We start from the raw sequence: 11,247 nt of genomic DNA, 5'->3' as shown, positions 1-11,247 counted from the left end.
GCGCCGATTCAAACGATTGGTTCTATTGATTTATCCGAATACGAGTTACCCAACAAGGCCGCGGCACAAGAAGTCCGGCCTTGTTGCGCGTTTTGGCTGAATGAGAAACGAATATGAAAAGGAGCGATTCCGAAATGAACTTCTTGCGCAGTAAATTCATCGCGGTCCCTGTATTCGTATTGGTTTTAGGCTGGATCCTGTTATTTCCCATAGCGAGTAGTTCGAAAACCGCCTCTGCGGCGGCGATACCGGAACCGATCGGCGGTCATCCGCGGGTATTGGCAACGGCAAACGACAGAACGGCTTTGCAGGCAAAGTGGAATGCAGACTCCGACTGGGCCAAGCAAGCGGCGGCTGCGCTCGAAGCGGATGCCAACTCCCCGGTGTCCTTCGTATTGGCGGATCTGCAGTACAACGGTCCGAACTCGCTCACGACCAACGAAAACCGGCAGGCAAGAGAAAAGCTGGATGCGCTCGCCTTCAAGTATTTGATGAATCCCGTCGCCAATCTGGCTTCGGGTCAAGCCGCGGTAGCGGGAGCGAAGCAATACTTCGGATCGCTCGCACTGCCGGCTGCCGGGGGAGATCATCATACGATCGGCAGAAATTTGCTAACCGCGGCGTTCGTTTACGATTGGTGTTACGCCTTGCTGACGGACGAAGACAAGCGCTTCTTCATCGAACGGATCGATCGAATGGCCTCGCAGTTCACCGATATCGGCTATCCGGCATTTAAGCAGAGCGCCGTCACCAGCCCGGGGAGCTCCGAGGTGTGGCTGCTGGATCTGCTCGCCGCGGGCATCGCGATCTACGACGAGAAGCCCGAGATGTACAACATCGTTTCCGACTTTCTATATGAACAGGTTTTCCCCGCGCGCGATTTCTTGTACGAGTCGGGAATGCCGTACAATGGCGTCGCCTATGGTCCCGGCAAGTATATGTTTGATTTGTGGCCGTCATGGCTGTATAAGAAAATGGGAAAGGACGACCCGTACTGGAATAATAACATGAAAGAGGTCCCCTATCGTTGGCTGTACGAGAGACGGCCGGACGGGCAGCTCTTGCGAAGCGGCGACAATTATATTTCCACCTACGCGGATCCGGGAGAGTATTGGGACAATTTAGGCGATACCGCTTACCCCGAATATTTGTACCAGGATGGATTAATTCTGACGGAAGCGAATCGTATAAGGCCGATCATTAAACCGAACGACAACTTCAACTCTGCGTTGTTCGCTCTTCTGCTGCGGGATTTGACGCTAGCGCCCCAGCCTATTGCGAATTTGTCCCAAAAGTCGCTGACGCGGTATTTCGGCAGCCCGATCGGATCGATGATCGCCAGGACGGGTTGGTGCACTTATCTCGGCAATACGCCGGAATGCACGTCTCCGAACGCTGCGCCGGATGTCGTTGCGGAGATGAAAATCCAGGAATGGAGCGTCAACGATCATGCCCACTGGGACGCGGGCAGCTTCCAGTTGTATTACAAAGGCGCATTGGCGATCAAGTCCGGCGTATATGAAGGCTTGGACGCGAGCAACACTTTGGTAGGTTATGGAAGTCCGCACGATCTGAATTACCACAAGCGCTCCATTGCGGCGAACACGCTGTTGATCGAGGATCCGGCGGAAACGTTTAAATATCGCGGCACGACCCGGTCGAACGACGGCGGTCAGCGGATCGCCAACGATGGCTACCAGTCTAATAATCTGACCGATTTGAAGGACCCTGCCAAGGGATATCGGACCGGCGAAGTGCTCTCCTACGGCATCCAAGCCAACGCCGACGGGCAGCCCCTCGCCGCGCCCGACTTCAGTTATTTAAAGGGCGATATCACGGATGCGTATTCGGACAAAGTATCGGAAGTGAAGCGTTCGTTCGTTTTTCTTAACTTGAAAAACGCGACGATTCCCGCCGCGTTGATCACTTACGACAAAGTTACGGCCGCCTCTTCCTCCTATCAGAAAAAATGGCTCCTCCATAGCGAGGAGACGCCGACCGTGAACGGAAACCGCACCGTGATTAAACGGGAAGAGGGCAACTACGACGGCAAGCTCGTCAACGACACGCTCCTTCCGGCGGCAGCGTCCGTGGACGTTACGCTCGTGGGCGGAAGCGGCAACGAATATCTCGTTGACGGCACGAACTACCCGATGGGCGATAAGTACGGCGTCAACACGGTCGAAGGCGGCACGTACCGTGTTGAAGTCTCTCCCAAGACAGAAGCATCGACGGATCGGTTTTTGAACGTGATGCAGGTGATGGATGCGGGGACGACCCCGGCTTCGCCCGTCTATTTGGAAGCGCGGACCCCGACGAATGCGAAACGGCATGACGGCGTCATGCTTCGGGATCGGGTCGTTTTCTTCGGTTATAGCGGGGAACGAAACACGGATACGTTAAAATTCAACGTAACCAATACCGGCCCTAACAACTTGAAGTTTCTGATTACCGACATGGCGGCCGGCTTTTGGCAAGTGAAGCGGGATGGAGAAGCGGGTTTTCTGGTTCGTTCGACGAAGGAAGGCGGGTTCATCGAATTCGAGGGCGCGCCGGGCGAATATACGATTACCAATTACGGCCTGGCCTCGGACAATGCGGCGCCGACTCCGCCGGGAGAAGTTCGAGTAAAGTCCGTAACGGGAGACTCAGTGACGCTCGAATGGTCGAAATCCGCGGATAACGTGGGGATCGATCACTATGAGGTGTTCCGCGACGGCGTGTCGGTCGGTACCCCTACGGGTACCTCTATGCAAGTGACGGGCCTGTCGCCAGGGGTCGAATACACGTTCAAGGTCAAAGCGATCGACTTGAAAAACCTGGCCTCGAACTTCAGCGCGGAGGTCAAGGCAACGCCCGTCGATACGGTGCGACCGACCGTGCCGGGCAACGTTCGGGCCAACGCGGGCGGGAAGTTCGTCGAACTTAAATGGGACGCGTCCACCGATAATGTAGGCGTCACGGGCTACGACATTTATGAAGGAAACACGCTTGTGTTTCCAGGGGTTACGGGGACGAGTTGGATTGTTTATCCAACCTCACTGCTTGCGATCGATCCCGACCGGCTCTACCGGTTTACGGTCGTAGCCAAGGACGCCGCGGGGAATCGATCGTCCGCACGGACGACATTCGCAGGCGGAGCCTGGACGCAAAAAGACAGCTCGATCGATGTCTGGACCACGAGCGCGGAGTATCTCGTCAACAGCGCCAATACCGCCTATATCGAAGCCGAAAAATATCGTGTATTGAGCGGGCAATGGGGTTTGAAGAGCGATTCGACGCAATCGGAGGGCATTTACGTTCGCTCGGCCGACGACAATCCGAACGATCAAGATTTCTTGGAATTTAAGCTGAACGTGGCGACAGCCGGCAATTATTACATTAGCATTCTGGGCAGGGGAGGCAGCGCAGCGTCGAACAATATGACCTTACGGATCGATAACAACGCCGCTTCGGAGCAGAGTATTACCCTCTCATCCGGCACATGGGGTTGGAATCGCACAGGTTCGGCCTTCTCGATCCTGGCAGGATCCCATACGCTGCGCCTGCTGCCAAGCAGAAGCGGATTGGATGTGGATAAAATCGCCATCTCCACCCAGACGGCCGCTCCTACAGGTATCGGCGGCACTGCGCTCAAACCGGTGGATACTAGGCCGCCTACGCAGCCGAATTTGTCGTATTCTAAGTCGGATAACGTGTTTAAGCTGATGTGGACCAAATCCGCGGATAACGACAATTCCGCGACGCCGCAATATGAACTGCTGCAGTCGACGGGCACGGCCGAACCTTCCGCAGTCGTTATGGCGGCGTCGCCCGCAACCCAATATACGCCGTCGACTCCGCTGACGGTCGGCACCCGGTATAATTTCAAAGTGCGGGCTATCGATGCAGCCGGCAACGAAACGTTCAGCAACGTGATCCACATTACGCCTTAAGAAGGACACATAAACATCTAACAAGGTTTGCCATTTCGCAGCACCGTGTGTTAGAATCGAGGTACTTTACGGAACGGAGGGTTGCCGTGTGATAGACTACATCCGAGTTCGCACTTTGGTCGGCTAATGATTAGCGCCCAAGCTCTGCCTGCCGGCAGGAGACTCAGATGAAGTCTGTCTACATTCGAAGGCAACCCGCGCGGGATATTCGCCGGAGCGCGCGTCAGCGGAGTTGTTCCGTCTGACGGCGGCCGGTCCTTTGGATAGGTACGACTTCGACGCGCGTTTTTTCCCGTGCAGGGACGAATTGCGCTTCCTCGATCTGATCACCCTGAACGCAGGCAGAACGATGCCTGTGTTTTTTTTGTTTTACCGATCATGAGAGGATGATGAGGATATGGAACGAGAAGATATCGAACCGAACAACCTGGCGCGCGCGATCGTCGTCGGCGTACAGCTGAACAACGCACCCGGATTCGAATACGCCATGGAAGAGCTGCGCAACCTGGCGGACGCCTGCGGCATCGAGACGGTCGGCGAGCTGACGCAAAAGGCGGAACGCGTGAATTCCGCCCATTATATCGGCAGCGGCAAGGTGGAGGAGCTGAAGGCGATCGCCGCGGAACTGGATGCCTCGACGGTTATTTTTAACGACGAGCTGTCGCCTTCGCAGATTCGCAACCTGGAATCCGCGCTGGAGCGCCGGGTCATCGACCGCACGATCCTGATCCTCGACATCTTCGCCGAGCGCGCGCAGACGAAGGAGGCGCAGCTGCAGGTCGAGGTGGCGAAGCTCCAGTACATGCTGCCCCGTCTCGTGGGTCTTCGCGAATCGCTCGGACGCCAGGGCGGCGGGTCCGGACTCAAGAACCGCGGCGCCGGGGAGACCAAGCTGGAGCTGGACCGCCGGCGGATCGAAGAGCGTATCTCGCATATGCAGCAGGAGCTGGAGAAGCTGGTCGCGCGCCGTCAAGTCCAACGCAAGCAGCGCCAGAAAAACGAGGTTCCCGTCGTCGCGCTCGTCGGCTATACGAACGCCGGCAAGTCCAGCCTCATGAACGCGATATTGTCGGCCTACGAACCGGAATCCGGCAAGCGCGTGCTGGCCAAGGATATGCTGTTCGCCACGCTCGAGACCGCCGTGCGCAGCATCTCGCTGCCGGACCGCAAGACCTTCCTGCTCGCGGACACGGTCGGCTTCGTCAGCCAGCTGCCTCACCATCTCGTCAAGGCGTTCCGCTCGACGCTAGAGGAAGTGTCCGAGGCGGATCTGCTGATCCACGTCGTGGACGCAGCCAATCCCGAATACGAGCAGCATATCACCGTAACCCGGGAGACGCTGAAGGATCTGGGAGCGGACGGGATTCCGGCTATTTATGCCTACAATAAGGCGGATCTGCTGCCGGAAGCCGACTTCCCGCGCATCGATGGAGACATCGTCTATTTGTCGGCTGCTGGCGGCCAAGGTGTCGAGGAGCTTGTGAAGATGATCCGGGAACAGGTCTTCGGCGATTATGTCGAGGGCGAAGTGCTGATCCCGTACGATCAGGGCCGGCTCGTCGCTTACTTCAACGAGCATGCCGACGTCCGGAGCACCGAGTACGAGGAAACGGGTACGCGCCTTTCGCTTAGCTGCAGGGCTGCAGACTATGAGCGGTACCGCGAGCTGTTCGTGGAACGTTAAGCAAGAAGAGGACCGCTCGAAGGGGCGGTCCTTTACATGTTGTCCTCGCGGGGTGAATCATGTTCGGCATTGCGGTCGCACTCGTGCTCTGTTCCGGTTTTTTGCATGCGGTATGGAACCTGTTCACCAAGAAAAGCGGGGATAAAAACGCATTTCTTTGGTACTGCCAACTCGTCGCGGTTGTCGTATTCCTTCCATGGACCCTGTACGAATGGGAGGGGAGCGCGCTGCGCGGCGTCGGCGGTCTCGCCGTCATCGGCTCGATGGCGCTTCACGGGCTGTACGTCCGGCTGCTCGCAGCGGCGTACGAGTCCGGCGACCTGTCCCAGACGTATCCGATCATGAGAGGGACGAGTCCGCTGCTCGTGCCGCTTGCCGGCGTCCTGCTGCTTCACGAAGAGCTGTCCGCCGTCGGCTGGCTCGGGGTCGCAGCGATCGTCTCGGGCATGCTGGGTTTAAGCAATTTTCGGTTTGTCCGAGGCGCGCCATCCGGCAAAGCCCCCTTGCTGGCATTCGCGGTCGGCGTCGCCATATCGGCGTATATCGTCGTCGACAAAGTCGCGCTCGGCTACGTGCCGGCCGTCGTGCTGAACGAAGCGACAAATGTCGGCAATCTTGCCGCATTAACGTGGATCGCTTGGCGTTCGGGTCATATGGCCTCCGAGCTTAGGGTCAATTGGAAAACGATCATGCTTGGCGGTATCCTGGCACCCGGAGCGTATATCCTTTTCCTGTCCGCGTTGGCGCTTGCGCCCGTAACCCAGCTCGCGCCCATGCGGGAGATCGGCACGGTATTCGGCGCCGCGCTCGGTCTGTGGCTGCTGAAGGAAAAGCAGGGGATGAGAAGGCTCGCGACCTCACTGCTTATTACGACGGGCGTTATCGTCCTGGGGATATGGGGCTAGCCGCATTTCCAGCGCTTCGCGATCAACTTTTTTCAGCTTGCTCACGACCGCATCGTAGGAATGATCGACCATCGCCTTCAGGTCCGCGTCCGGCACGGTGCCGTCGAGACGGACGGTGTTCCAATGCATCTTGTTCAAGTGGTAGCCGGGAATGACGGCGGCGTACTGCTGCCTGAGGCTCTCCGCGAGCACAGGATCGCATTTCAAGCTGACGGAGGGCGGTTCGCCGCGTTCGTCCACCAGCGCGAACACTTTGCCCGACACCTTCAGCACGAGCGGTTGGTCGCCGAACGGATAATCTTTAATGGCGCCTTTTTTGGTCAGGATGTACTTGACCAGCGACGGAACGTTCATTCGGTAATCCTCCATTCGTTCACGCATTCATCCTTCAGATATAACACGCCGGGCGACAAAAGTTAAGCCTGTTCGACTGAATTAAAATAAAGAAAGGGGCTTCATGCGATGAGCGAAAAAGACATCGTCGACCGCACGAGGCGACCGAACACGGTGTCGTCGATGATAGAGCAGCTTCGGTACCTCGGCGTACAACCCGGCGACACGCTGCTCGTCCATTCCTCCTTGTCCCGCATGGGCTGGGTGTGCGGCGGTCCTCAGGCTGTGATCCATGCCCTTCTGCAGGCTGTCGGCGAGGCGGGCACGATCGTCATGCCCGCGCAGAGCGGCGATTGGAGCGATCCGGCCGAATGGCAGAATCCGGCCGTGCCGGCGGACTGGCTCGAGACGATCTACCAAGAGATGCCTGCATTCGATCCGGCGCTCACGCCGACGCGGGGAATGGGTCGGATCGCCGAGCTGTTCAGGACCTGGCCGGGCACGATGCGTTCATGCCATCCGCAAGTGTCCTTCACGGCCAACGGCCGGCACGCAGCATCCATCGTATCCGAGCATCCGCTGACGCCGCAGTTCGGGGAGTCCTCGCCGCTCGGCAAGCTCTGCGGGCTGGATGCGAAGGTGTTGCTGCTCGGCGTCGGTTACGATTCGTGCACCTGCATGCATCTGGCGGAAGCCAGGATCCCGGGCATGCCGAAGAAGCGCATGGGGACCGCCGTCCTGTCGGACGGGGAGCGATCGTGGCGCTGGTTCGAGGACTATGCGTACGACGCGGAATACTTCGAGCGGATCGGCATCCCCTTCGACAAGAGCGGGCATGTCGCGTCCGGCCGAATCGGCGAAGCCGAATGCCGTTTGTTCGATGCAAAGCGCGCTGTCGACGCTGCGGAAAAATGGCTGCGGGCGAACCGGGAGGGCGTATAAGCTTGACGCGCACAAAAACGCTCTTCGACGTATACATCGGCGTAGACTACTCGGGCGCCGGTCTACCCGACGAGGCGATCCCGGGGCTCGCGGTCGTACGGGCCGCAGGCGAAGAACCGCCTGCCGTCGTGCGCCATTCCCATCATCCGCAGGGCCGGTGGTCGCGGTCCGAGCTGCACGAATACCTGATGTCTGAGCTGGCGCAGACAGATCGGCGCGTTTTCGTCGGCATCGATCACGGCTTCTCCTATCCGTTGTCCGAGCTGGCCCATTACGGGTTGCACACCTGGGACGGCTTTCTCGATTGGCTCTCGCGCAACTGGGACACGCGGCGGCTATCCATCGGGGAATGCAAGAAGCGCGCAGCGCCTTACCGCAATGCCAATCTGCTGCGCCTGACGGAAGCGCGTTACGCGATCGGCGCCAGCAGCGTGCTCGACCTGGACCGTCGGCATGGACATATGAGCAAGAACGTATCCTACTCGACGTATGCCGGCCTACCTTGGCTTGCCGCGCTGAGGCGGCGATCGGATCGCGGGCCAGTTCAATGCTGGCCTTACGATCATATCGACGTCTCCGAGAGCGGGGAGGCGGCGGTTCGGCCGGTCAGCGGGCACGTCGTAGCGGAGGTTTATCCGAAAATATGCAAAGAGCGTCTCGCGTACAAGTCCGCTCAGCCGGACGAGCGGTACGATATCGCGCTTTCGGCCCACGAGACCGACGCCTTCGCCATCGCGGAGTGGGCGCAGCAGCGCGACGGGGAAGGCGCCTTCGCTCCTTACTTCCGACTGGAGACGCTGACGCCGCACGAACGTCGAACGGCTGCGCTGGAAGGCTGGGTGCTGGGCTGCTTATAGGTCGGGCCGACGCTTACGTCGCGTTCTCTTCGTACCGCTCCCGATGACGCCGCTTCATCGCCAAGTACTCGGCATCGGTGCGGGCCTCGTCCCACTTCTTTTTGAAAATCGCCGCCGACTGCGCTTTGACGGGGTCATATCGATCGGGCAGTTCTTCGCCGCCGGGCGCCGCGTACTTGCGGCCGCTCTTGTGGTTCGCATAGCGGCGGGCGCGGGTGAAGCCCATCTGCAGAAACTTGCGGGCCATATCCATGCCGACGAAGTCGTCCGCCGCTTTGTACGCCAGGAACATGGCATAAATTTTCTCGGACGATTCGACCGCTTCCTCCGGCGTCTTGAACCGCCAATGCGGCAAAATCTCGCTTTTGTAAGGCTCCGCCATCAGCACGCCCTGCTCGCCGCGGCCCACCGCGTACAGCTCCGGATGCGCCCGCAGATCGAGGCGGGCGTAGTCCAGCGAATAATCGAACGGCTTCATGCGTACTTTCCTCCTTCAAGCGCTCCACATGCCGTTTGGAATTACCTATGCTTTACCCAAGCGGCCCCGCGCCGGCTTCGTCAAAGGCTGGACATAGAGAATATATGAAAGGTAAACTCATGACTGTAACGAACTTCGGCGCGCTTGCGTCCAATACGCTCGTTCACCGGCACCCGGCGAATCGGGCGTTGTATTCCAAAATGGCAGGCCCGCGCGGGATTCGGGTGCCCGAGCCACGGCGTCTCCTCCTGGAGCAGGTCGCGTGGCTGGGCGAACAAGCGGCAATGGCAGAATAAAGAACGGACATTCGAGACGGAGCGTGAGCAAGGTGAAATGGGAAGGCAAACGCTGGGGCACGCTGGGAGACAGCATCACGGCGGCGAACGGCTACCAGCCGGTCGTACGGGATGCGCTTGGCTTTGCGGAGGTGCTTAATTACGGCAGAAGCGGCTGTCCGATGACGGCCGGCGGCGCGACCGACGAAGGCGCTACCGTCAACATGGCGGCGGGGATCGACGCCGGCTTGGACTGCGTCACCGTTTTCGCGGGAACGAACGATTACCGGCTCGACAAGCCGCTTGGCAGCCGGGACGGCTACGACCCGTTGACGTTCGTCGGCGCGTACAGGACGGCGATCGAAACCGTGCTGACGGCGAATCCAGGCTGCCGCTTGAGTCTTTGGACGCCGCTGCAGCGGGACAAGGACGGCTATGACGTCGTTCGTCCTAACGCGCAGGGACATCGGCTCCGCGACTACGCGGAAGTTGTCTCCGCGCTCGGCCGCGAGTACGCGCTTCCGGTGCTGGATTTGTACGCGGAGAGCGGGCTGAACCGGCTGACGCTCCCGCTGTTCACGGACGACGGCTTGCATCCGAATGAACGGGGACACGCCCGAATCGCCGCGATCGCGATTCCGTTTTTGGAGCGGATCTAACAGAGGTTCCTGCCGGCGACCGCAACGCGGCCCGTCGGCAAGCAAGCGCAGGCGCCGGCCTGCGCTTGCGTCCGTTCTAAAGGTAAAATCCCCGTTGCGCTACAACTCCGACCGTCCGTCCACGTAGCCGTCGTCGATCGCCCGCCACAAGTAAAGGCAGGCGATGCTGCGGTAAGGGCTCCACCGATCGGCGTACCGTCCCAAGCAGCCGGGCGCCTCGTCGGGATTAATGCGCCCGTATAACCATTGAGCCGCGCGCTGCAGGCCGGCGTCTCCGAGCGAGAGCACGTCCGGCCGGCCGAGCGAGAAGATCAGGAACATCTCGGCCGTCCATTTCCCGATTCCTTTAACCTGGGTCAACATGGCGACGGCTTCCGCCTCGGGCAGAACGCCTAGCGCTTCGTAGTCCAACGCGCCCGACAGGGTCCGGCGAGAGAGGTCGTGAATCGAGCGGATCTTGGCATAAGAAAGCCCGATACCCCGCAACGTCTCCTCGTCGTGCGCTAGCAGCGACTCGGGCGTGAGCGGCCCGCCTATTAGCGTCGTGAGCCGCTGTTTGATGACGCCTGCGACTTTGGCGGAGAGCATCTGAGAGACGATAGAGCCGACGAGGGATTCGTAGGGCGTGCGGCTCGGCGACAGGCGAATCTCCCCGACGCGCTCGATTAACCGGGCCAGCACGGGATCCGATTGCCGCAGATAAAGTCCCTCGGGAGATTCGGCGTGCACGATCAAGGTCAAGGGACGAGCCTCCCATCGGTTAGGGCGTCCGGACCGCTCGGAGCGGGCGGGACGAGGTACCGGACCGGGACGCCCGTTCGCGTCGCGTATTCGATCTCGCCTCTCGTGCTCTCGCCGATGTAACCGCCCGGATTGACGACGAAGATCTCGTCGGCCATGTCGATTTTTTGCAAATGAATAAGGTCCAGCCGTTGCTTCTGCGCTTCGGAAACCGCGGGGCCTTCCGTATGAACGAAGACGCCTACAGAGATGACGACGTTGCCCGCAAGCGTCAATTCGGCGTTGATGCGCTCGAACTCGGGCTTAAACCGCGTGGATCCGCACAGCGTGACGACTTTGAAGCTGCCGCTCGGATGTGCCGGCGCATCGTTTTTCATCGTGAGTAGCCTCCCCCCTGAAACGGGTACTATTTATTTAATAGTAGCAGAATCGACAGGC

The 11,247-nt window shown here is 59.4% G+C and carries 11 protein-coding genes; 7 read left to right on the top strand and 4 right to left on the bottom strand.

Annotated features, from left to right (window positions below; translation table 11 throughout):
* The first annotated feature begins 278 nt into the window (after positions 1 to 278).
* The 3 genes from BM235_RS00605 (at position 279) to BM235_RS00595 (ending at position 6,524) form a co-directional block, all read left to right on the top strand.
* Positions 279 to 3,935 carry a fibronectin type III domain-containing protein gene (locus BM235_RS00605; RefSeq protein WP_158543636.1) on the top strand — a complete coding sequence of 1,219 codons (3,657 nt, stop codon included), beginning with the start codon at positions 279 to 281 and terminating at the stop codon, positions 3,933 to 3,935.
* 397 nt (positions 3,936 to 4,332) lie between these two features.
* Positions 4,333 to 5,619 carry a GTPase HflX gene (gene hflX / locus BM235_RS00600; RefSeq protein WP_090108600.1) on the top strand — a complete coding sequence of 429 codons (1,287 nt, stop codon included), beginning with the start codon at positions 4,333 to 4,335 and terminating at the stop codon, positions 5,617 to 5,619.
* A 59-nt stretch (positions 5,620 to 5,678) separates the two neighbouring features.
* Positions 5,679 to 6,524 carry a DMT family transporter gene (locus tag BM235_RS00595; RefSeq protein ID WP_090108599.1) on the top strand — a complete coding sequence of 282 codons (846 nt, stop codon included), beginning with the start codon at positions 5,679 to 5,681 and terminating at the stop codon, positions 6,522 to 6,524.
* Here the strand turns inward: BM235_RS00595 and BM235_RS00590 are convergent.
* Positions 6,477 to 6,878, bottom strand: a complete 402-nt coding sequence (locus BM235_RS00590; protein WP_090108598.1) for an MmcQ/YjbR family DNA-binding protein — start codon at positions 6,876 to 6,878, stop codon at positions 6,477 to 6,479. The genes BM235_RS00595 and BM235_RS00590 overlap by 48 nt on opposite strands.
* Before the next feature lie 108 nt (positions 6,879 to 6,986).
* Between BM235_RS00590 and BM235_RS00585 the strand changes: the two genes are divergently transcribed.
* Together BM235_RS00585 and BM235_RS00580 are read left to right on the top strand one after the other, a co-directional pair.
* Positions 6,987 to 7,799, top strand: a complete 813-nt coding sequence (locus tag BM235_RS00585; RefSeq protein WP_090108597.1) for an AAC(3) family N-acetyltransferase — start codon at positions 6,987 to 6,989, stop codon at positions 7,797 to 7,799.
* 2 nt (positions 7,800 to 7,801) lie between these two features.
* Entirely contained in the window at positions 7,802 to 8,656 is an 855-nt protein-coding gene (locus BM235_RS00580; RefSeq protein WP_090108596.1) for a hypothetical protein, read from the top strand.
* Between the two features lie 13 nt (positions 8,657 to 8,669).
* Here BM235_RS00580 and BM235_RS00575 read toward each other — a convergent pair whose 3' ends face one another.
* A complete protein-coding gene (locus BM235_RS00575) occupies positions 8,670 to 9,134 on the bottom strand; it encodes a DUF4385 domain-containing protein (protein WP_090108595.1) in 465 nt (154 codons plus the stop codon).
* Positions 9,135 to 9,253: 119 nt separating this feature from the next.
* Between BM235_RS00575 and BM235_RS31885 the strand changes: the two genes are divergently transcribed.
* Positions 9,254 to 9,430 (top strand): hypothetical protein, encoded by a 177-nt coding sequence (locus BM235_RS31885; protein ID WP_158543635.1) that lies wholly within the window; start codon positions 9,254 to 9,256, stop codon positions 9,428 to 9,430.
* A 23-nt stretch (positions 9,431 to 9,453) separates the two neighbouring features.
* Positions 9,454 to 10,068 (top strand): SGNH/GDSL hydrolase family protein, encoded by a 615-nt coding sequence (locus BM235_RS00570; RefSeq protein WP_158543634.1) that lies wholly within the window; start codon positions 9,454 to 9,456, stop codon positions 10,066 to 10,068.
* Positions 10,069 to 10,167: 99 nt separating this feature from the next.
* On the opposite strand, the gene BM235_RS00565 is transcribed toward BM235_RS00570, so the two are convergent.
* Both BM235_RS00565 and BM235_RS00560 read right to left on the bottom strand, forming a co-directional pair.
* Entirely contained in the window at positions 10,168 to 10,809 is a 642-nt protein-coding gene (locus tag BM235_RS00565; protein ID WP_255373999.1) for a DNA-3-methyladenine glycosylase family protein, read from the bottom strand.
* Complete coding sequence (locus BM235_RS00560) at positions 10,806 to 11,186, bottom strand: hypothetical protein (protein WP_090108593.1); 381 nt, start codon at positions 11,184 to 11,186, stop codon at positions 10,806 to 10,808. The genes BM235_RS00565 and BM235_RS00560 overlap by 4 nt, the downstream gene beginning before the upstream one ends.
* Positions 11,187 to 11,247 lie beyond the last annotated feature (61 nt).

Source organism: Cohnella sp. OV330 (genome assembly GCF_900112065.1).
Taxonomy (GTDB): Bacteria; Bacillota; Bacilli; order Paenibacillales; family Paenibacillaceae; genus Cohnella.
The sequence above is the reverse complement of the archived record's forward strand: the minus strand, read 5'-3'. Positions and strand labels throughout refer to the sequence as shown.